20 protein-coding genes and 1 pseudogene are annotated in these 19,852 nt (G+C 67.9%); 10 read left to right on the forward strand and 11 right to left on the reverse strand.

Annotated elements, in window-relative coordinates; translation table 11 throughout:
* Positions 1-202 (forward strand): annotated as a pseudogene (locus P3W85_RS06900) (2-keto-3-deoxy-L-rhamnonate aldolase); the annotation flags it as partial.
* Positions 203-246: 44 nt separating this feature from the next.
* Complete coding sequence (locus tag P3W85_RS06905; RefSeq protein ID WP_276264224.1) at positions 247-1,707, forward strand: FAD-binding oxidoreductase; 1,461 nt, start codon at positions 247-249, stop codon at positions 1,705-1,707.
* Between the two features lie 24 nt (positions 1,708-1,731).
* Here the strand turns inward: P3W85_RS06905 and P3W85_RS06910 are convergent, their stop codons facing one another.
* The 7 genes from P3W85_RS06910 to P3W85_RS06940 all read right to left on the reverse strand — a co-directional run bounded on the left by P3W85_RS06910 (position 1,732) and on the right by P3W85_RS06940 (position 8,009).
* The gene (locus P3W85_RS06910) at positions 1,732-2,505 is read right to left on the reverse strand and encodes an ABC transporter permease (protein WP_276264240.1); all 774 of its coding nucleotides are present in this window, start codon (positions 2,503-2,505) and stop codon (positions 1,732-1,734) included.
* Positions 2,505-3,695: an ABC transporter substrate-binding protein gene (locus tag P3W85_RS06915; protein WP_276264225.1), complete on the reverse strand. Its 1,191-nt coding sequence runs from the start codon at positions 3,693-3,695 to the stop codon at positions 2,505-2,507. The genes P3W85_RS06910 and P3W85_RS06915 overlap by 1 nt, the downstream gene beginning before the upstream one ends.
* A 42-nt stretch (positions 3,696-3,737) precedes the next feature.
* Entirely contained in the window at positions 3,738-4,577 is an 840-nt protein-coding gene (locus P3W85_RS06920) for an ABC transporter ATP-binding protein (protein ID WP_276264226.1), read from the reverse strand.
* Positions 4,574-5,647: an acyl-CoA dehydrogenase family protein gene (locus P3W85_RS06925; RefSeq protein WP_276264227.1), complete on the reverse strand. Its 1,074-nt coding sequence runs from the start codon at positions 5,645-5,647 to the stop codon at positions 4,574-4,576. The genes P3W85_RS06920 and P3W85_RS06925 overlap by 4 nt, the downstream gene beginning before the upstream one ends.
* 19 nt (positions 5,648-5,666) lie before the next feature.
* Complete coding sequence (locus P3W85_RS06930) at positions 5,667-6,227, reverse strand: carboxymuconolactone decarboxylase family protein (RefSeq protein ID WP_276264228.1); 561 nt, start codon at positions 6,225-6,227, stop codon at positions 5,667-5,669.
* A 123-nt stretch (positions 6,228-6,350) separates the two neighbouring features.
* Positions 6,351-7,286, reverse strand: a complete 936-nt coding sequence (locus tag P3W85_RS06935; RefSeq protein WP_276264229.1) for an AraC family transcriptional regulator — start codon at positions 7,284-7,286, stop codon at positions 6,351-6,353.
* Between the two features lie 279 nt (positions 7,287-7,565).
* The gene (locus P3W85_RS06940) at positions 7,566-8,009 is read right to left on the reverse strand and encodes a Fur family transcriptional regulator (RefSeq protein WP_276264230.1); all 444 of its coding nucleotides are present in this window, start codon (positions 8,007-8,009) and stop codon (positions 7,566-7,568) included.
* Positions 8,010-8,140: 131 nt separating this feature from the next.
* On the opposite strand from P3W85_RS06940, the gene P3W85_RS06945 reads away from it, so the two are divergent.
* From P3W85_RS06945 to P3W85_RS06960, 4 genes are all read left to right on the forward strand, one after another.
* The gene (locus P3W85_RS06945) at positions 8,141-10,243 is read left to right on the forward strand and encodes a TonB-dependent siderophore receptor (protein ID WP_276264231.1); all 2,103 of its coding nucleotides are present in this window, start codon (positions 8,141-8,143) and stop codon (positions 10,241-10,243) included.
* A gap of 307 nt (positions 10,244-10,550) precedes the next feature.
* Positions 10,551-12,614, forward strand: coding sequence for a TonB-dependent hemoglobin/transferrin/lactoferrin family receptor (locus tag P3W85_RS06950; protein ID WP_276264232.1), 2,064 nt, complete (start codon positions 10,551-10,553; stop codon positions 12,612-12,614).
* A gap of 17 nt (positions 12,615-12,631) precedes the next feature.
* Complete coding sequence (locus tag P3W85_RS06955) at positions 12,632-13,519, forward strand: MbnP family copper-binding protein (protein WP_276264233.1); 888 nt, start codon at positions 12,632-12,634, stop codon at positions 13,517-13,519.
* A gap of 3 nt (positions 13,520-13,522) precedes the next feature.
* Positions 13,523-14,668 carry a methanobactin export MATE transporter MbnM gene (locus P3W85_RS06960; protein WP_276264234.1) on the forward strand — a complete coding sequence of 382 codons (1,146 nt, stop codon included), beginning with the start codon at positions 13,523-13,525 and terminating at the stop codon, positions 14,666-14,668.
* Between the two features lie 22 nt (positions 14,669-14,690).
* Here the strand turns inward: P3W85_RS06960 and mbnC are convergent, their stop codons facing one another.
* The 3 genes from mbnC to mbnA all read right to left on the reverse strand — a co-directional run bounded on the left by mbnC (position 14,691) and on the right by mbnA (position 16,289).
* On the reverse strand, positions 14,691-15,251 hold the full coding sequence (mbnC, locus tag P3W85_RS06965) for a methanobactin biosynthesis protein MbnC (protein WP_276264235.1): 561 nt from the start codon (positions 15,249-15,251) through the stop codon (positions 14,691-14,693).
* Positions 15,238-16,101 (reverse strand): methanobactin biosynthesis protein MbnB, encoded by an 864-nt coding sequence (mbnB, locus tag P3W85_RS06970; protein WP_276264236.1) that lies wholly within the window; start codon positions 16,099-16,101, stop codon positions 15,238-15,240. The genes mbnC and mbnB overlap by 14 nt, the downstream gene beginning before the upstream one ends.
* 95 nt (positions 16,102-16,196) lie before the next feature.
* A complete protein-coding gene (gene mbnA, locus P3W85_RS06975; RefSeq protein ID WP_017225281.1) occupies positions 16,197-16,289 on the reverse strand; it encodes a methanobactin in 93 nt (30 codons plus the stop codon).
* A gap of 287 nt (positions 16,290-16,576) precedes the next feature.
* Here mbnA and copC point away from each other — a divergent pair, with 287 nt between their 5' ends.
* From copC to P3W85_RS06990, 3 genes are read left to right on the forward strand one after another with little or no spacing between them, the layout of a single operon-like run.
* Positions 16,577-16,948 (forward strand): copper homeostasis periplasmic binding protein CopC, encoded by a 372-nt coding sequence (gene copC, locus P3W85_RS06980; RefSeq protein WP_276264237.1) that lies wholly within the window; start codon positions 16,577-16,579, stop codon positions 16,946-16,948.
* A gap of 20 nt (positions 16,949-16,968) precedes the next feature.
* Complete coding sequence (locus P3W85_RS06985; protein WP_276264238.1) at positions 16,969-17,826, forward strand: copper resistance D family protein; 858 nt, start codon at positions 16,969-16,971, stop codon at positions 17,824-17,826.
* Between the two features lie 60 nt (positions 17,827-17,886).
* On the forward strand, positions 17,887-19,341 hold the full coding sequence (locus P3W85_RS06990) for a PepSY-associated TM helix domain-containing protein (protein WP_430869508.1): 1,455 nt from the start codon (positions 17,887-17,889) through the stop codon (positions 19,339-19,341).
* A gap of 61 nt (positions 19,342-19,402) precedes the next feature.
* Here P3W85_RS06990 and P3W85_RS06995 read toward each other — a convergent pair whose 3' ends face one another.
* On the reverse strand, positions 19,403-19,594 hold the full coding sequence (locus tag P3W85_RS06995) for a hypothetical protein (RefSeq protein WP_276264242.1): 192 nt from the start codon (positions 19,592-19,594) through the stop codon (positions 19,403-19,405).
* Between the two features lie 52 nt (positions 19,595-19,646).
* On the opposite strand from P3W85_RS06995, the gene P3W85_RS07000 reads away from it, so the two are divergent.
* Positions 19,647-19,852: YdcH family protein (locus P3W85_RS07000; protein ID WP_276264239.1), on the forward strand; the 206-nt coding region annotated here is incomplete at its 3' end.

Genomic DNA, 19,852 nt, shown 5'->3' on the forward strand with positions numbered 1-19,852 from the left:
CACCATCGTCGCCAGCGGCAAGGCGGCCGGTACGCTGACCTCCGACCCCAAGCTGGCGCGCCGCTACCTGGAACTGGGCTGCACCTTCGTGGCCACCGGCGTGGATGTGCTGGTCTATGCCGGCGCGGCGCGCCGTCTGGCGGCGGACTTCATCGCCACCGGCGCCGCCCCCGCCGCCACCGGGCCTTGCGCCGCGTACTGACGCCCGCGCGCCCATTGCCGCCACCCATCACAAAGCAAGCCGATATGCCGACCGAATCCCCCACCATCCCCACCGCCGCTGCCAGCGCCACGCTGGCAGCCATGCAAGCCATCGTGGGCGCGGGCGCCTGCCTGAGCGGCGATGCCGACACCGAATCCTATGTCACGGACTACCGCCGCATCTACCGCGGCAAGGCCCAGGTGGTTGTCATGCCATCGTCCACCGAACAGGTCAGCCAGGTCATGGCCTGGTGCCACGCCCATGATGTGCCGGTAGTGCCCCAGGGCGGCAATACTTCGCTGATGGGCGGCGCTGTGCCCGACGATAGCGGCACCGCGGTGCTGCTGAGCCTGGGCCGCATGAACCGGGTGCTGGCGGTGGACACCATCAACGACACCATGACCGTGCAGGCCGGCGTCACGCTGAACGCCGCGCGCACCGCCGCCGAGCAGGAGCAGCGCCTGTTCCCGTTGCGCATCGGTTCCGAAGGCTCCTGCCAGATCGGCGGCAACCTGGCCACCAACGCCGGCGGCACCGCGGTGCTGCGCTACGGCAATATGCGCGACCTGGTGCTGGGTATCGAAGCCGTGCTGCCGGACGGCCGCATCTACTCCTCCCTGCGCGGCCTGCGCAAGGACAATACCGGCTACGACCTCAAGCAACTGTTTGTCGGCTCCGAAGGCACGCTCGGCATCATCACGGCCGCCGTGCTCAAGCTGATGCCGCAACCGCGCGCCAGCGCGGTGGCCTTCGTGGCGGTCCAAAGCCCGGAAGCCGCCGTGCGCCTGCTGGGCGTCGCCAAGCAGCATGGCGGCCAGGCGGTCACCGCATTCGAGCTGATCTCGGCGGGCGCGCTGGAGCTGGTGCTCGAATACCTGGGCGACGTGGCCTCGCCGCTGCCCGCGCGGCACGACTGGATGGTGCTGATCGAGCTGACCTCGGGCGGCAGCAGCGAAAGCCTCAACGCCACGCTGATGGAGATCCTGGAAGCCGGCTTGGAACAGGCGCTGGTGCTGGACGCGGCAGTGGCCGCCAGCGTGGCCGACGCGCAGAGCTTCTGGCGGATCCGCGAGGAAATCTCGGATGCGCAGACCCGCACCGGCGGCAGCATCAAGTGCGACGTCTCGGTGCCGCTGTCGCGCATCGCCGCATTTATTGGCGACGCCTCGGCCAAGGTGCTGGCGCTGGAGCCCGCGGCGCGCATGGTGATCTACGGCCATATGGGCGACGGCAACGTGCACTTCAACCCGCTGCGCCCCAAGGACCGCAGCGCGGCGGATTTCCTGGGGCAGTGGTATGTGCGGATCTCCGAGGCAGTGGATTCGCTGGCGCATGCGGCGCATGGCTCGATCTCCGCCGAGCATGGCATCGGCGTCGCCAAGCGCGACGACCTGAAGCGCTACAAGTCGCCGGTGGAGCTGGAGCTGATGTGGCAGGTGAAGCGCGCGCTTGACCCGAAGAACCTGCTGAATCCGGCCAAGATGCTGCCGAAACTGGACGACTAGCATCGCGCGCTGGTGGCTGCGCCCCTACGACGGCACCCACCAGCGATGCAGCCAGCGCGCCAGCGTATCGAGGGCGAAGCCGAGCAGGCCGATGACCAGCACCGTGGCCAGCAGCTCCGAGTAGGCCAGCCGGTCGCGCGTATCGAGGATGAAATAGCCCAGGCCCGCGTTGACCCCGAGCATTTCCGCCGGCACCAGCACGATCCAGACGATGCCGATCGACAGGCGCAGCCCCGTCAGCACGCTGCCCACCACGCCCGGCAGCACCACTCGCATCAATAACTCGGCGCGGGTGGCGGCAAGGCTCCTGGCCAGCAGGATCCAGCGCGGATCGAGCTGGCGCACGCCGGCGGCGGTGTTGAGCAGGATCGGCCAGAGCCCGGCAAAGGCCAACAGGAAGAGCACCGGGCGGTCGCCCACCCCGAGCACCATCACTACCACCGGCATCCAGGACAGCGGCGAGATCATGCGCAGGAACTGGAAGGCGGGCGATACCGCGGCGTCCACCGCCCTGACGCCACCCACCAGCAGGCCCAGCGGCACGCCCGCCAGCAGCGCAATCGCGAGCCCCAGCAGCACGCGCCGCAGGCTGACGCCCAGGTGCAGCCACAGGTCGGGATGACGCAGCAGTCCGGCCGCGCTGGCCAGCGTGGCCGACGGCGCGAAGCGCGCCGCCAGCCCTTCGGCCTGGCCGGCTCCGGTAGCCAGCCACCACAGCGCCACCAGCGCCGCCAGCCCGCCGATGCCCGGCCACAGGCGGGCCGCATTGCCGCCATTGCCGCCACTCGGTGCCCGCATCACGCCGCGATCTCCTCCTGCCGCGTGAAGCCGTCGGCAAAGCCGAACGCCTTCAGGCCACCCACTTGCGCCAGGCTGCGCCGCACGAAACGGTCGTCGACCAGTTCGCGCGCCGCGCGCTGCGGATCGAGCGCGGCGAGAAAACTGCTATTGCCCTCGATCAGCGTGCCCTTCAGGCGGCGCACCAGTTCTTCCGTATAGCTGGGATACGGATACGGCTGGAAGTCGATGCGCTGGTCGTTCCAGCCCGCGTGGCGGATGGCGCCGCTGGCGAGATAGCGGCCGTGGTCGCCCGCGTCCGGCGCCAGCACTTTGCGCAGGGCGTCGAGCGTGTGCGGCGTGTAGCGGTTGGGGCCGTCCTTCGACAGCAAGGCTGCGGCCTCGGCGCGGTTGTCCTGCGTCCAGCGCTGCGCCCTGACGATCGCGTTGACCACCTTCTGCGACCACGCCGGCCGCCGATCCAGGTCCTGCTGGTGCATGAACACCACACAGCAGGCGTGATTGCGCCAGACATCGCCGGTGAAACGCAGGATCTTGCCGATCTTCAGCGTCTCGGCCGCCGCGTTGAACGGCTCGGCCACGATATAGCCTTCGATCTGGCGCGCAGCCAGCGCCGGCGGCATGTCGGACGGCGCCATCACCACCAGGCCGACTTCGTTCGCCGCCAGGGTGCCGGTCTTCTTCGCCACCGGCACCAGGCCGTCCTTCTTCAGCAGCGTTTGCAGCACCACATTGTGGATGGAATACCAGAACGGAATCGCCACCGTCTTGCCGCCGAGATCGCGCAGCGTGGCAACCTGCGGCGCCACCGTCAGCCCCGACCCGCCCACATGGTTCCAGGCCACCACCTTGGCCGGCACCTGGCTGCCGAAGCGCGCCCACACCGTCATCGGCGACAGCAGGTGCACCACGTTGACCTGGCCGGAGATAAAAGCCTCCACCAGTTGCGCCCAGCTGCGCAGCAGGGTCGGCTTCTCCGCCTTGACGCCTTCCTGGTCGAAATAGCCATGATGGTGCGCCACCAGCAGCGGCGTGGCGTCGGTGATCGGCAGGTAGCCGATGCGCACCGGGGCATCCGGCTCGCTGGCGGCGCGCGCGTTCAGGGCATTGAGCAGGGGCAGCGCGCCGCCAGTGGTAAACAGCGCCGAGAGCTTGAGCAGCTCGCGCCGGGACATCGGTACCTGGCACATGGATTACCTCGTCTTGATCACAGGTCAAACAGGTCGAACAAATCAAACAGGGATCGGTTGCAGGGCTTGCGGTGCTTGCGGCGCAGGCCCGCCCTCGCGCTCGTCCGGCCGCAGCAGCCGGCGCAGGTGCCGCACGATATCCACGCGCAGGGCGCCAAGGGCGTCCACCAGCGACGCGCGCGGATGCGGCAGCGCGATGCGCCACTCGCGCGTCACGCGGGCCGGCTCGCCGGGCATGCCCCCGAGCAGCACCACGCGGTCCGACAGCAGCAGGGCTTCGTCGATATCGTGCGTGATCAGCAAGGTGGCCGGGCCAAAGTCGCGCACGATCCTGAGCAATAGCGCCTGCATGTCGCCACGCGTGATCTCGTCGAGCGCGCCGAACGGCTCGTCCAGCAGCAGGGCCTGCGGCTGGCGTGCCAGGCAGCGGGCCAGGGCCACGCGCTGCGCCATGCCGCCGGAGAGCTGTGCGGGGTACAGCTGGCGCGCGTGGCCCAGACCCACCGCTTCCAGCGTTTGCGCCACACGGCGCTGGCGTTCGCTCCGTCCGATCGCGGGCTGGCGGCGGAAGCCAAGGCCAAAGCCGACGTTGTGCTCCACCGACAGCCACGGCAGCAGGCTCGCGTCCTGGAAAGCCACGGCAATACGGGGATGCGGCGCCACGAGTATCTCGCCACGGATGCGCACTGCCCCGCTGGTCGCCTGTTGCAAGCCGGCCATCAGGCGCAGCACACTCGACTTGCCGGCCCCGCTGGGGCCGATGACCGACACCACTTCACCGGGCGCCAGCCGCAGGTCCACGCCGCGCAGCACCGTATGCGCGCCGGCGCCGCTGCCGTATGCCAGCGACACGCCCTCGGCCTCGAGCAGCGCGCCGCTCATGCCGCCTCGCGCTGTGCCTGGCGCGCCAGTTCGGTCTTCAACTGCACCAGGCTGGGCGTGACGATGGGCAGGAATGCAGCCTCGCGCCAGCGGCGCGCAAAGCCGCCGTTGCGCGCATGCAGATAGGCCGCGCCGCCGCGCGCCTGCAGTTCAAGCTGTACCGCAGCCATGGCCAGTTCCACCAGCCGGATGCGGATGCCGAACAGCGCGCGCGGCGCGGCCAGGAACTCGCCGCCATCCACGCCCTCGGCCACCCGCCTTGCTTCAGCCTCCACCGCTGCCGACAGCGTGTCGAGTTCATCGTCCAGCACCGACCGGGCCCCATCGGCACGGCCGCGGGCCGCCAGGATTGCGCGCCGGGCGAGCCCGATGGCAAGGCCGCACTGCAAGCCGAGGAAGGCTGGCCGCACGCACGGCAGGAACTGGTGCGCATCCTCGTGCAGCAGCCAGCCGGCATCCAGCGCCGCCGCATCGAAGCGCACCGAGGCGGTGTGGCTGCTGCGCAAGCCGATCAGGTCGAGGTCGTCGCTGCGCGTCACCCCCGGCAACGTCGACGGAACCGCATAGACGCCGGGCCGCCCGGAGGAAAGGTTGTCCGCCGCCACCGCGACCGCAAAGCCCGCCGGGTGCAGGTTGGTGGCCCAGGGAACGGTGCCGTCGACCCTCCACCCGCCGGCCGCGTCGCGCACGCTGACCTGCAGCGCTTCGATGCCGCCCAGGAATTTCATGGCGTTGGACAGGCCGGTGGCGCCGGCCAGCGCGCCATCCAGCAGCGCGCCCATCCAGCGCCCGGCAAGCGCGCGGTTGGGGCTCTGCAGCAGATACTCGATGAAGACGCGCTGGCCCCAGAAGACGAAGGCCGCGGTCTGGGAGTGCCCCGCCACCGCGGCGATGGCCTCGATGGCATCGGAGGTATTGCCGCCGGCGCCACCGGCCGCCAGCGGCACGCCGAGCCGGAACAAACCGGCCTGCGCCAGCCGCGGCAGTACGCCGGCCGGGTCGGCGGTGCCGCCGTCCAGCGCGTCGGCATGGGTGTCGAGCCACTGCGTCAGGGTTGGGTCCAGCGTCATTGCGCGCTCCTGTTCCGCTTCATGCGGCGCCGGGGGTCCAGCGGTAGGCTTCCAGCTCCGGGTTCAGCGGCGACTGGGCGAGGTTGTTGCCGAAGTTGCAGAGCGTGGCAAGGCTCACGCCAAGCACCACCTCGAGCGCCTGGGCCGGGTTGAAGCCGGCCTCGGCAAAAGCCGAGAATTCCGCCTGCGGCACGGCGCCCCGGTCGCGGATCACCGCACGCGTAAAGGCGGCCAGTGCTTCGAGCCGGGCTTCCGGCAAGGCGGCCTGGGCGCGCAGCGCGTCCACAATACCGGTGTCGAGCTTCGCCTTCTTGAGCGCGATCGCGGTGTGGCCCGCGACGCAGAAGCCGCAACCGTGCGTAGCCGCCGCAGTAATCTGGACCACCTCGCGCTCAGCCAGCGTCAGCGAGCTGCGGCTGTTGATCTCCGAGACGGTCAGGTACGCTTCCAGCGCGGCCGGTGCATTCGACAGCGCGGCGATCAGGTTCGGCAGGTAGCCGTTGTTCGCCAGTGCGCGCGCCACGAAGGGACGGCTGGCTTCGGGTGCGGTGTCGGCAGTCTGGAGCGGGATGCGGCTCATGGCATATCGGAGGATCGTTGAACACCAGCCGATTGTGCGGCGTGCCGGCGTGCGCGGCCATGCGCGAATGTCGCGATTTCCTGCTGTTTCGTCTGCTTTGGCGGCGCGTGGTCGCGGGCACACCTAGGTCGGCGCGAAGGCCGCGCCGGTGGCCGGCGCCCGCTGGCCCTGCCTGCGGTACGCGCCGGGTTGCGCCCCGGTGGCCTTCTTGAAGGCCCGCGCGAATGCCGCCTCGGAGCGGTAGCCCACACGCTCCGCCGCCTGCGCGATGCTGCACCGGCCGGCCAGCAATTGGCTGGCGATCTTCATGCGCAGCAACAGCAGGAAGGCTGCCGGCGGCTGCCCGCAGGCTTCGGTAAAACGCTTGCTGAAAGTGGCACGCGACATATGGACGAGTTCCGCCATGGTTTCGACCGACCACGGCCGCTCGGGATGCTGGATCAGCGCCAGCATCAGGCCGGAAAACTCCGCGCTGCGCAGTAGCGGCCACAGGCCCTGCGCCACATCCTCGCGCGCGGCCAGATGCCGCACCACGTAGAAGAAAAGCAGGTCGACCAGGCGCGCGATCAGCGGCGAGGGCTCGGCATCACCGCGCCGCGCCTCCGCCAGGATCAGGTCGAACAAGGCACGGGTGCCGCCCAGCGCTGCCGTGCCCGCCGGCAGCACCAGGTAATCGGGGAACGGCGCCAGCAGTACTTCGCTGAAGCCGGGACGGAAATCGAAGAAGCCACACGCCAGCCCGGTGGCATCGGCAACCGACAGGTCCAGCGGCTGCATGCCGGCCACCGGCAGGCAGGCCTGGGGGTCGTCATGCTGCCCGAGATAGTGCGGCACATCGCGCAGGAAGAAGACCGCATCGCCGGCTTGCAGGTAGGAGCGCCGCTGCTCGCCCGGCAGATGCAGCCAGCACGCGCCGTGCAGTACCAGGTGAAAACCGGCACGCATGCGTCCGGCTACCGAGGCACGCCAGGTGCCGCAGTACTGCCCGATGTGAAACAGGGTGGTCTCGAGTTCCAGGCTGCTGAGAACCCAGTGGACCACGCGATCCGTGTGATTCATGACATGCGACGGCAAGCGCCGCGGGAAACGCGGCCAGGCTGGCCACGTTAGCCCGGTTGCCGGCCGCAGCGGAAGGAATTTATCCGCATGAGGATATGCGGTGGACGGCGCCGCGCCAGAAAAGGCGACCCGGGCCATCGACAAGCCAGATGAACGACGGAAGCGGGCCGCGCGGCGTCCTTGCCTCCTTGCACACGGCAAGACCAGCTTCCAGGGTTCAATACGCAGGCAGCCGGCTAACCCGCTCGCAGGAAAGCCGGCTACCGGCACGCCAGCCGGTCAGCCCTCGGCGCGACGTGCGGCCCCTGCGCGGGCGGCCGGCGCCGCGCGCTTGCCTGCCGCCTTGGCGCAGGCAGCGCACCGGCCCCGCAGCGTCAGCTCATGCTGCTCCACCACAAAGCCCGGCGGCGTGATCTCGTCGAGGTGCCCGGGGCAGCCCTCCAGCGGGAACACCCGGTCGCATGACAGGCACTGGAAATAGTGCCGGTGAACCACGGTACCCGGTACGGCTACCACCTCGTACCGGTCCGGCTGGCCGGGCAGTTCCACCGCGCTCAGCATGCCCTCCTCCACCAAGGCCCGGATATTGCGGTAGACCGTGGAGAGCCCCAGCGACGGCACGCCGCCCTGGGCCGCGGCAAGGATCTCGGCCGGGCTGAGGGGCCGGGCGGCATCGGATAACGCGCCGAGCACAGCTTCGCGTTGACGGGTCATGCGTTCCATAACTAAAATGCTAATGAAAATTCATTCTCAATAAGGTGCGCGGACGAATCTGCCCCGTCCGGCGCCACCAAAACCAGGCGGGCCCCCGCAACGGCGCCCGCCGCTCACATTCCATCTCCGAGGATCGATCCATGCTGCGTCCGCAGCCTCTCACGCCTTTCGCCGCCGCTGCCATGCTGGCGTTTTCGCCTTTCGCGGATGCCGCGGATCCTGATGACCACGTGCTGCAAGAGGTTTCGGTGACGACCGCCTCGCCGGCGCATTACCATCCGCCCGAGGCTTCCGGCGCCACCCGCACCGATACGCCGCTGCGCGAGGTGCCGCAAGCCGTGCGCGTGCTGCCGCGGGCCCTGATCGACGATATCGGTGCCACACGGCTCGACCAGACCTTCGATTATGCCAGCGGCGTCTCGCGCCAGAACAACTTCGGCGGCCTGTGGGACAACTACGCCATGCGTGGCTTCACCGGCAGCGAGAACACCGGCTCCGGCTACCTGGTCAACGGCTTCGCCGCGAACCGGGGCTTCACCGCGCCGCGGGACGCCGCCACCATTGAGCGGATCGAAGTCCTGAAAGGCCCCACTTCGTCGCTGTACGGCAGCAGCGAGCCCGGCGGCAGCATCAATATCGTCACCAGGCAAGCGCAGTTCAAGCCTGCGCAGACCTATGAGATGGAGACAGGAAACCGCGATCGTTACCGGGTCGCGGCCGATGTCACCGGCGCCCTTGGCGAGACCGTCGCGGGCCGGCTGATCGCCGTGGCCGATCACGACGGCAGTACGCGCGATTTCATCAACAGCCGGCGCTACCTGGTCGCGCCGTCGTTCACCTGGATCCTGGGCGCCGATACCATCGTGCAGTACGCGGCGGAATTCCAGCGCTTCGGCACGCCGCTGGACCGCGGCGTGGTCGCCGTCAACGGAAAGCCCGGCGCCATTCCTCGCTCGCGCTTCCTCGGCGAACCCGGCGACGGCGATGTCCGCATCGATAGCCAGTCCCACCACCTGGGCGTGGAACATCAGTTCTCCGAGAACTGGATGGGCCGGGTCTCCGTGGCTTACCGGGGCGGCAGCCTGGCCGGATACTCGACCGAGGCGAGCGCCCTCGGCGCGGACAATCGCACGCTCACGCGCCAGCGGCGCAATCGCGACTACCGGTCGGACGACGTTTCTCTGCAGGCGGACGTCACGGGCAAGTTTTCCACGGGGCCGGTCGGCCACGAACTGCTGCTGGGGGTGGACGCCTACCGCTTCGGCAACACCCAGGCGCAACTGCGCAGGAACCCCAGCGCCAGCGCGCCCTATGCCATCGACATCGACAACCCGGTCTATGGCCAGACGCCGCCGACGCTGCTGCCCAATACCGACACCTATGAGCGCCAGACCAACCTGGGACTCTACGCCCAGGACCAGTTGCGCCTTGGCGAGCGCTGGCGCCTGCTGGCGGGCGCGCGCTTCGATGCCTACGACCAGTCGCTGGACAACCGCCTGCGCGGCACCACCACGTCCCAGCGCCAGACCGCCGTGTCGCCGCGCATCGGCGTCACCTACCTGGCCAGCAACAATGTCTCCCTCTTTGCCAACGCCAGCCGCTCGTTCCGGCCCAACGCGGGCAGCGACGCCGCCGGCCATGCGTTCGCTCCCGAGCACGGGCGGGCGGTGGAAGCCGGCCTGAAGTTCGACAGCGACGACCGCCGCATCGGCGCCACCCTGAGCGCCTTCGAGATCCGCAAGCGCAACGTGCTGACCGCCGACCCGGCCGACACGTCCTACTCGGTGGCCGCCGGCGAGGCGCGCAGCCGCGGCCTCGAGTTCGATGCGTCCGGCCAGTTGGGCAAGCACTGGCGGGTTTCCGGCAGCTTTGCCCTGACCGACGCCGAGATCACCCGGGACAGCCGGCTCGCGGCAGGCACGCCCCTGCTCAACATCCCCCGCACCAGCGGCAGCGTGCTGGCGGTCTATGAAGACGCGGCGCCCGTCGGCCAGCGTTACGGCGTCGGCGGCGGCGTGCGGTATGTGGGCAAACGCTCGGGCGACGCGCAGAACGGTTTCTCGCTGCCCGCGTACACGCTGGCCGACCTGCTCGCCTACTGGCAATACAGCAAGAACATGCGCGTCACGCTCAACGTCAACAACCTGTTCGACAAGACCTACTATGCAAGCTCCTACAGCAGCGTATGGATCGCACCCGGCGCCGGCCGGACGGTCCGCCTTGGTCTGCGCCTGAGCTACTGACGGCTACTGACGGCATGGCCAGGCCCGGCCACCGCATCAGAATCCTTGTTTCGCCCGTGTCGTGCAGCGTCACGAAGGCGGTGCGGCTATCCGATGAGAAGTGGATGTGGCCCGGCGTGTTGGCGCGTGGAACGCGTTTCGCGGGGGTGATGCCGTGCCCGGTAGCGTGGTGTTCGACAGGGCGCGCAGGCAGGAGCGTCGTTCCGCCAGTCTTCGCCAGTGCACGAAAAGTACGCGGCCATATGCCGCATACCACACAAAGCGCCATCTCTATATATTTCCCCGGTATAAAAAAGAGGGAGAGACGATGACGGTCCGCACCGTGCTGGCTTGCACGATCACCACTGCCATAGGCACCCACACGCCAGCCGCCGGCGCCCAGGCGGCGCCGTTCGCGCCGTCGGCGGCAACGCTCGACCCGGTTGTCGTCTCCGCGACGCGCACGGAGAACCCGCTGTCGTCGACCCCTGCGTCGATCAGCGTCGTCACCCGCGAAGACTTCGAGGACAGGCAGGCCTACTCGGTATCGGACGTCCTGAAGACACTGCCCAATGTGGATTTCGGCGGTGGGCCGCGGCCGGAAGGCCAGATCCCCGGCATACGCGGCTTTACCGGCAAGGAGATCATCGTGCTGGTGGACGGCGCCCGCCAGAATGCGTCCCCCGGCATTGCGTCTCCCCTGTATGCCGACCCGTTCTTTCTTCGCCAGGCGGAAGTGGTCAGGGGATCGACGTCCACCCTGTACGGCAGCGGCGGCATCGGCGGCGCCATGGTGTTCAGGACCCTCACCGCGCGCGACCTGCTAGGGCCGGACGAGCACGCCGGCGCCGACGTGCGGACGGCGTACGCGTCGGCCGACCGCTCGCCTCACTACAACGCGCGATTCTACGGCCAGGCAGGCATGGTCGACGCCATCGCGGCGTTCGGCTATGCGGAGACGGGCCGCATCCGCCAGGGCGGCGGCACGACCCTGCGGCCGAATGACGGCCATGCCGGCAGCGGGCTGTTCAAGCTGGGCCTGCAACCCGGCAAGCGGCTGCGCTTCGACCTGTCCCACCAGTTCTACCAGGCGGGCAGCTACCGTCCGAACAACCCTGAGGCTGACAGCAGCCTCGGCACGCCATCGTCGATTCCGGTCCAGATGAATCGCATCAACCAGGAGCAGACCGTACTGAAGGCCGCCCTGGCTGGCGAGGATGGCAAGCCGGATCTCGACGTCACGCTCTATCACACGCGGCTCAGCCTGAGCGCCGAGCGCAATGCCTTGTTCCCCGGCTTGCCGGCCACGGCCAATGTGACCGACACCACCGGCGCGAGCCTCCAGCAATCGCTTCGCTTCGGCGGGCAAACCATCGGGCAGCGGGTCACGTACGGTATCGATTACTATCGCGACCATCAATCCGCCGCCAGCGCGGGCGCTGCCAACCCCGTGATTCCCGATGGAACGCAGAGGGTGTTCGGCGCTTTCCTGCAAGACGAGATCAGCCTGGGCAAGGCCTGGAAGCTCACCCCCAGCCTGCGGGGCGACCGTTTCGAGACCGCCGTCGATACCGGCGCATCCGGCCAGTCCTCGAACCATCATGTCTCGCCCAAGCTGGCGCTGAGCTGGCAGCCCGTGCCCCAGGCGACGCTGTTCGCGAGCTATGGCGAAGCCTACCGTGCGCCCTCGATCAGCGAGGCATACCAGAACCTTTCCGGCAGGAACTACCTGTTCAACTTCGCCGCCAACCCGAACCTGAAGCCGGAAACCGCGCGAACGCTGGAGCTGGGCGCGTCGTTCCATCGCAACGCCATTCTTGCCGGCAATGACAGCGTGCGCCTGCGTGGCTCCGTCTACGCGTCGCGGGTGAAGGACCTGATCTCGAGCACGGTGGTCGGCACTTATGCGCGCAGCATGCCGTTCTCGGGCACCGGCACCATTACGCAGTACCAGAACGTCACCGATGCCAGGAGCCGCGGCGCGGAGATCGAGGGCCTGTACCGCGTCGGCAACCTGGACCTGAGCGCCGCCTATAGCCGCGTCAGGACCACGGACGACAGCACGGGCGCATACCTCTATTCACCACCCGACAAGCTCGTGCTCGGTATTCGCCAGGCCTTGCCCCAGTATCGGGTTGCCCTGCAGTGGAACAGCCAGTTCGTGGCCGCGCAGGACTACGATTCCACCCTGCTGCGCCGGCGGCCCGGATATGCCGTCCACAATCTGTACATGACCTGGTACCCCCCTGCCGCGAAGCATATGCTCAAGGTCGACTTCGGCATAGAAAACCTGTTCGACAAGCGCTACTTCTCCTACCAGTCCGGCAATGCGATCGCACGCGTCGCCGACGTGGGCCGCAATGCCAAGATCGCGCTGACCGCCTCCTTCTAAAGGGAAAGGGAACGACAATGAAATACGCATGGGCAAGCGGTGCCCTCCTGGCGGCCGCCCTGTCGGGTTGCGGCGGTGGCATCCCGGCTGCGCCGAACCGGCCGGTCACGCTACAGTTCGATGCACGCGTGGGAGAGGAGCCGTTCGAGTGCGGCCGCAGCTACGACGGCATCGGCACGACGGCATCGCGCATCACCCCTTCCGATTTCCGGCTGTATATCTCGGAGGTTGCCCTGATCGATGCCGCCGGACAAGCGGTGAATCTCACGCTCGGGCAGGACGGCCGCTGGCAGTACAGGGACGTTGCCCTGCTCGACTTCGAAAACGGCACGGGGCCCTGCCGCAATGGCAATCCCGGCTTGCACGACAGAATCGAGGGCCACATTCCGCCTGGGGTCTATCGTGGCCTGCAGTTCACGCTCGGCGTGCCACCCGCGCTGAACCATGCTGACCCCACCCTGGCGCCGTCGCCGCTGAACCTGACGGCGATGTTCTGGAGCTGGCAGGCAGGCTATAAGTTCGTCAAGATCGACATGGCGACAAGCGGGCAGGCGCAAGGCGGCAGCACGCCAACGCACCAGCGCGCCGCCGGCTTCCCGGTGCATCTCGGCAGCAGCGAGTGCGTTTCCCCCTCGGCGACCGCCGCGCCTGCGGCCTGCCATCGGCCCAACCGCGTCACCGTCCGCTTCGACACATTCGACCCCGATACGCAGCACGTGATCATCGATCTTGCCGCCCTGCTGCGCGACACCAATATCGATATCAACACGCCGGGCTCGGCGCCCGGCTGCATGGCCGGCCCGGACGACGCGGATTGCCGCCGGCTCATGCCGGCCTTCGGGCTGGCCTTCCAGGATCAGGCGGCAGGCGGGCAGCGCTTCTTCCGGCCGGGCAAGGCGAGATAGCCAATGAAGTACCCAGTGCTTTCCGCCCTGCTCTGCGCGCTGACCTGCCTGACAGGCGCCGCCGGGCCTGCGGCGCAATACGATTGGAAGCTGCCGGCCTGGGTCCCCCCGCCGGTGGTGCCGCCCGACAACCCGATGTCCGCGGCCAAGGTGGAACTGGGCCGGCACCTCTTCTATGACCGCCGCCTGTCCGTGGACGACTCGACCGCATGCGCGGGCTGCCATCTCCAGGCGAAGGGATTCACCGATGGCCGCAAGCTGGCGCTCGGCGTCCATGGCACGCAGGGCGTGCGCAATGCCATGAGCCTGGGCAACGTCGCCTACTTCCCCGTGCTGACCTGGGCGAACCCCAACCTGACCCGGCTCGAGATGCAGGTCCTGGTGCCCCTGTTCGGTGAAACGCCGCTGGAGATGGGGATGGCCGGCCGGGAACAGCTGATGCTCGAACGGCTGCGCTCGGAACCACGCTACCCCGCCTTGTTTGCCGCTGCGTTTCCCGGGCAGGCCGACCCCGTCAGCCTGTCGTCGATCGCCAGGGCGCTGGCTTCGTTCGAGCGCACGCTGCTCACCTTCAACTCGCCCTACGACCAATACAAGTATGGCGGTGAGCCTGGCGCCATCAGCGCTGCCGCCAGGCGCGGCGAGACGCTGTTCTTCAGCGAGAGAATGGAGTGCGCGCATTGCCATGGGGGATTCAACTTCACCGACAATAACCGGCACGCGAGGCTGGCCTTCCCGGAAATCGGCTATCACAACACCGGCCTGTACGACCTTGACGGCAACGGCCTGTACCCGCCGGACAACCATGGCATCCGGGAGTTCACCGGCAATCCGGCCGACGAGGGCAAGATGCGCTCGCCGTCGCTGCGCAATGTCGCGGTCACGGCGCCCTATATGCACGACGGATCGATCGCCACGCTCCAGGAAGTGATCAGGGACCACTATGCGAAGCGGGGCAAGGCCGCCCGCGACGGCAGGCCGCCCAATCCGCTGCGCAGTGAATTCATCGAGGGATTCGAGCTGACGGCGCAGGAACTCGACGATATGGTCGCGTTCCTGCAATCCCTTACGGACAGGCAATTCCTCGAGGACAAGCGCTTCTCGGACCCGTGGCCCGAACGTGGCGCGCGCGCGGCCGGCGGGCGTTAGCCGCGACGGCGCCGGCGCCGGGTCAAAGCGGAATCGGCGACCATCCGGGAAACGTCTCGAGCGCGAAGCCCGGCACCAGGAAGAAACCAAAGCGGTCGCACGGCGGCGCAAGCGGGGCTTCCAGCTCGATACGCTCGACCGAACGCGCACCGTCGACGGACCTGCATTTCCATCCGGCGATCAGGCCGGGGCTCTTCGCATCGCCCAGCACGATGCCCGCGGCGCGTCCGCGGTCCACCGTAGCCCAGCGGGCCGCCGAGGCGGCCAGCATCGATTCCGCGAGGCTGTCGGGCAGGCTGTCCGCGAAATCCGATCCGTCAAGCCACCGATAAGCCCAGATGTAGAACGCCCAGTTCATGGACAGGCGCCGCGATGCCGCCCATGCCATGAACGGCCGAAAAATCGCCAGTCCGTCCGGACCGGCCAGGTCCAGCAACGCCGGGCACACGTCGAACAGCGTATGCCAGTAGGCGCGCAGGCTGGTGTCGATCCTGACGAAGGCCTTCGAATCGCGTGGATAGCGCTTCTGGAGGTCAGGCGTGGCCAGGGCCTCGAGCAGATCGGTATCGTTAAGCGGTGACATTGGCATTGCGGTCTTCACTGGCGTCTGCATTGACGGCGGCATGGCCATGGGAGGGCTTGGGGCACGCCAGCGCCGTGCGCAGCCGGTGCAGATCCCGGACGATCGCCTCGTATTCGATATTGCCGTCGCGTTCATAGGTCAGGGTCCGGCCCGGCAATGCCAGGGCAGGCCCGATGCGCTCAAGGTACGCCAGCGTATCGGGCGCCAAGTCGGTATCGTGTGCGTCGATGGCAAGCCTGGGGGAGAGTATCGAGCCGGTGAATCCGGCAATATGGAAATGCCTTGCCTCGGCAGCCAGGAGGCTCCAGGCATCGAGAGGCAAGCCGCAGTTGCGCTGCGCGCATACGGCATTTGAGATATCGAACAGGAGTCCACAGCCGGTCTCCTTCGTCAACCGCGCGAAGAATGCCGGGGCATCGTGGCCGCCGTCCATGATCGACGGGTAGTTTTCCAGGTGGACGCGACACCCGAGCCGTTCCTGCCACCACAGCGTGCGTTCGCGGATCTGCCGATAGGCCCCTGCGTAGTCGACCTCGGCAAGATGATAAAGCTGGCGGCCCAGGTGGCTGAATGCTGCGATATGGTCCGACACGTACAGCGGCCGCAGGATATCGATGTATTCGCGCAACCTTGCCGCCAGGTCTTCAAGCGCCGCCTGATCGCTCTCCATGTACTTCGAGAACATGATGTGGAAGGCCACCGGGCAATCGAATGCAGCGGCAAGCTCCACGGCCGGCACCTGCAGAAAGTTGTCGATAAGGATTTCGCAGAAATCGATCTCCCTTTCCCGGACCAGTTGCGTAACCAGGGGGTAAGTCGTCCCCAAGGAGAAATTGAACCCTATCTTCATGCATGCCGTCCCACGTTGTCTCACGTCGCCATCGCGTGCGGATGGCCCGGGGCCAACAGCCGCCTCAGGCCATCCGCTTCAAGGGCGAAATGCGCTTATGCGCCAATCGCCGCGCAGCAGGAACCGCAACAGGCGCCGCTGCGCCCGCGCACTTCAATGGCTTCCTTCTTGCTGATCTTGATCGTCATGATGATTCCTTCCTGTTGGGACCGACGTTGGGTGGACATCTCTCTGCCAGGCAAGCCATTAAAAAAAGATCGGCTATGCTTGGCAGGGATCAGAATAAGTCGATTGAAAGTGCTTGCCGAGTGGCAATTTGCCGCATTTTTTCCGCGACCTGCGCGAGCAAGGTGGCCGCGGCCTGTCCAGCGGCCATTTGCCGCATGCAGGCCGCCCGCGCTTCCAAGGGAAAATCCAGGACTGAATACAATCTCTTCTGCCTCCGAGAACCTAACGCTCCAGGACATCCACCCCAATGCCAGATCAACGCCTTACCCACATGCTCCGCGCCGGTGCCGCCGCCATTGCCCTGCTTTACGCCGCCACCGCGTGGTCGCACTCCCATCTGCAGAAGCAGTCGCCTGCCGCGGACTCGGCACAGGCAGCGCCGCAGGAAGTGCGGCTCGAGTTCTCCGAGCCGCTGGAAGGCGCGCTCTGCAAGATCGAAGTGACTGACGGCGCGGGCAAACCCGTCACGGCAAGCAAGGCCACCGTCGACGCAACGGCACCCAGGATCCTGCAATTGCCCCTGGGCAAGCTCGACGCCGGCAGCTACAAGGTCGACTGGAACGTGGTTTCCACCGATGGGCACCGCAGCAAGGGCAGCTATCGCTTCACGGTGAAATAGTGGCGGGTGTCGCGGACACATTGAGCTGGTGGCTCAGCGGCGCCATATCGATTGCGCTGAGCGCGTCGCTTGGCGTCTGGCTGTTGACGCCGGCATGGCCCGCGGCCTCGGCGCCGGCATGGGCGCGCAGCTGCCTGGCCCTGCTTGCCGGCGCATTCGTGGCCTACCTTCCGGCGGTGTCGCTGGCATTGACGGACGCGCCGCCGGCCGAACTCCTGCCCGCGGTCTGGCTGGTGCTCCTGCATACGCACAACGGCGCCATGTGGTTGCTGGGCGCGGCTGGCCTGGTCATTGCCGGCGCCGCCTCGTTCATGCGCGCCGCCGCGAAACCAGGCGGCCCGGGCGCCTGGCCGCGTCGCGCGACGGCTGCCGGCCTGCTGCTGTTCCTGATCGCAAAGGCGGCCACCGGCCATGCGGCCGAGCACGGCATGTTCAGCGCATCGGCATGCATCCACGCCATCCACATCGGCGCGGGCTGTGCCTGGGCGGGCAGCGTCGCGGTCTCGTGGCGGTTGCTGCTGCGCTGGACCGGGACACCGGCGTCCTGGCCCGCTGTCCTGATGCTGCGCCTGTCCCAGGTCGCTGCCACGGCGCTCACGCTCGTGGTCGTCAGCGGCCTGTTCAACGTCTGGCGGCTGCTGGACGCCGCTGCGGGAAGGTTTGGCACTTACGAGCAGCTGCTCGCCGCCAAGCTGATACTGGTGGGATGCGCAGCGGCCCTGGGCGCCTGGAACCGTTGGCATGCGCTGCCCCGCTTGCTGGGTGGCGATGAAGGGGTACGCAAGCCGTTGATGCGCAGCCTGTGTGCCGAGACCACGCTGCTGGCGCTGGTCGTGCTGATGGCCGCGAGGCTCGCCTCGACCATGCCGTCCATGTGAGCGAGATGTGGGAGGGCGGCGCGTCCATTGGCCGCAGGCCGGCGCCGCGCGGGCCACGGTATGCTGAGCGCCTCGAAATACCGCAGCGTCGTCGTCTCGCCCAGCCCCATGCCCAAAGCCGCCGCCCAGCCGTCCCCGGCAGCCGCCACTGCCACTGCTTCGTATCGCATGTTGTGGCGATGGCACTTCTACGCCGGGCTCTTCGTCATGCCCTTCCTGATCGTGCTGTCGATCACCGGCACGATCTACTGCTTCCAGCCGCAGATCGAGCCGCTGCTCTATCCCCGGTTGCTGCGCGTGGCGCCGGCGGGCTCGAAACTTCCTGCCCAGGACCTGCTCGACCGTGCCTGGGCACAGGCGCCAGAAGGTTCGGCCGCCACCACCTACACCCTCGATCCGGACCCGCGCGCCAGCGCCGAGTTTGTCTTTCGCCTGCCGTCCGGCAAGAGCCAAAGCCTCTATCTGGACCCATACACCGGCGAGTACCTTGGCAGCCTGAGCGTGGAAGACCGCCTGATGAAGCAGGTGCGCCTGCTGCATCGCGCGCTGCTGCTGGGCAAGACCGGCGAGCTGCTGATGGAACTGGCAGCGTGCTGGGCCCTGGTGATGATCGCGACCGGCCTTGCAATGTGGTGGCCGCGGCTGCGCGCGAAAGGCGCCGGCGCCTTCCTGGCCGGCAACGCCGCCGGCGGGCGCGGCTGGTGGAAGGAAATCCATCTGGTGACCGGTGCCTGGCTGGCGCTCGGCGCCGTGGCGTTCATCTTGTCGGGCTTGCCGTGGAGCGCATCGTGGGGCAAGCAGTTCAAGGCGCTCGCCACGGCAGCGCAGCTGGGCAACCCGCCCGGCGCGTGGGGAGACGCGGGCGTGCGTTCGACCCCGGGCGCGCCCCGCATGGACTCGCTTCCGCTGGTGGAAGTCCCCTGGGCCGTCGGCCTGAGCAAAGTGCCGCGCGGCACGGCGCCGGCTGCCGGCACCGCCACCATCAGCCTGGATCGTGCCGTCGGGATCGTGGCCGCCAATGGCGTCCCGAGCGGATGCCAGCTGGTGCTGCCGGGATCCCCGACCGGGGTCTTCACCGCGTCCTGTTTCCCCGCAGATCCCAGGATGGAACGCACGCTGCATATCGACCAGTACAGCGGCAAGGTCCTCAAGGACATTCGCTACGGCGACTATGGCGCGGTTGCCCAGGCCATTTCGTACGGCACCTCCTTGCACATGGGGCGCTATTTCGGCCTGGCCAACCAGATCGCCTGCACGGCCATCTCGCTGGGCCTGATGGCGCTCGCCGTGACGGGCCTCATCATGTGGCTCAAGCGCCGGCCCGCGCGCGCGCTGGCGGCACCGTCATTCCCGCGCAACCTTCCACCGATGCGGGCGTGGGTCGCAGGGCTAGGGCTCCTGGGCCTGGTATTCCCGCTGATGGGCGCCACGCTGGCGATGGTCTGGCTGCTGGACCGCCGCTTCGCACCGGCAGTTGCGGCGCGTGCGCCGTCGCCGGAAGATGCCGCGGCCTGAGCCACGCTGGCGAGGCTTGGGGGCATAGGGGGCAGCCTTCGATATTCGATAGCGCCGCCGGTCAGAAGCGGTAATTGACGCTCAGTTCCACGCGCCGGCCCGGGCCCTGCAACCATTGCGTGGCGTTGTAGTAAGCCGTGGTGGCATAGCGCCTGTCGAAGCCGTCTTGCTGCTGTAGCGCCCAGCGAACAGGGCCGGCGATCCGCCGCCGCCTGACCCAGGTCAAGGCCCGCCATGGCTGGCGGTGGAACAATGAAGCTTCCCAAGGCCCTCCGGCCTTCCTCGCCACCACTCTGGAGCCCCTGATGTTCCCTGAATTCCGCGACCTGATCTCCCGCCTCAAGACGGAGGACGCGCATTTCTCACGACTGTTCCAGCGTCACAACGACCTGGATCACCAGATCTCCAATATGGAAACGGGCGTCACCCCGGCGGACAGCGCCGCCATCGAAGCCCTGAAGAAGGAAAAGCTGCAGTTGAAGGACATGCTCTATGTGGTCTTGAAGAAGGC

This window comes from Cupriavidus basilensis (genome assembly GCF_029335485.1).
GTDB classification, from domain to species: domain Bacteria; phylum Pseudomonadota; class Gammaproteobacteria; order Burkholderiales; family Burkholderiaceae; genus Cupriavidus; species Cupriavidus basilensis_E.

Coding starts and splice junctions, on each gene's coding strand:
- P3W85_RS06905 (WP_276264224.1), top strand. CDS start 247: ATGCCGACCGAATCCCCCACCATCCCCACCGCCGCTGCCAGCGCCACG.
- P3W85_RS06910 (WP_276264240.1), bottom strand. CDS start 2,505: ATGCGGGCACCGAGTGGCGGCAATGGCGGCAATGCGGCCCGCCTGTGG.
- P3W85_RS06915 (WP_276264225.1), bottom strand. CDS start 3,695: ATGTGCCAGGTACCGATGTCCCGGCGCGAGCTGCTCAAGCTCTCGGCG.
- P3W85_RS06920 (WP_276264226.1), bottom strand. CDS start 4,577: ATGAGCGGCGCGCTGCTCGAGGCCGAGGGCGTGTCGCTGGCATACGGC.
- P3W85_RS06925 (WP_276264227.1), bottom strand. CDS start 5,647: ATGACGCTGGACCCAACCCTGACGCAGTGGCTCGACACCCATGCCGAC.
- P3W85_RS06930 (WP_276264228.1), bottom strand. CDS start 6,227: ATGAGCCGCATCCCGCTCCAGACTGCCGACACCGCACCCGAAGCCAGC.
- P3W85_RS06935 (WP_276264229.1), bottom strand. CDS start 7,286: ATGAATCACACGGATCGCGTGGTCCACTGGGTTCTCAGCAGCCTGGAA.
- P3W85_RS06940 (WP_276264230.1), bottom strand. CDS start 8,009: ATGGAACGCATGACCCGTCAACGCGAAGCTGTGCTCGGCGCGTTATCC.
- P3W85_RS06945 (WP_276264231.1), top strand. CDS start 8,141: ATGCTGCGTCCGCAGCCTCTCACGCCTTTCGCCGCCGCTGCCATGCTG.
- P3W85_RS06950 (WP_276264232.1), top strand. CDS start 10,551: ATGACGGTCCGCACCGTGCTGGCTTGCACGATCACCACTGCCATAGGC.
- P3W85_RS06955 (WP_276264233.1), top strand. CDS start 12,632: ATGAAATACGCATGGGCAAGCGGTGCCCTCCTGGCGGCCGCCCTGTCG.
- P3W85_RS06960 (WP_276264234.1), top strand. CDS start 13,523: ATGAAGTACCCAGTGCTTTCCGCCCTGCTCTGCGCGCTGACCTGCCTG.
- mbnC (WP_276264235.1), bottom strand. CDS start 15,251: ATGTCACCGCTTAACGATACCGATCTGCTCGAGGCCCTGGCCACGCCT.
- mbnB (WP_276264236.1), bottom strand. CDS start 16,101: ATGAAGATAGGGTTCAATTTCTCCTTGGGGACGACTTACCCCCTGGTT.
- mbnA (WP_017225281.1), bottom strand. CDS start 16,289: ATGACGATCAAGATCAGCAAGAAGGAAGCCATTGAAGTGCGCGGGCGC.
- copC (WP_276264237.1), top strand. CDS start 16,577: ATGCCAGATCAACGCCTTACCCACATGCTCCGCGCCGGTGCCGCCGCC.
- P3W85_RS06990 (WP_430869508.1), top strand. CDS start 17,887: ATGCTGAGCGCCTCGAAATACCGCAGCGTCGTCGTCTCGCCCAGCCCC.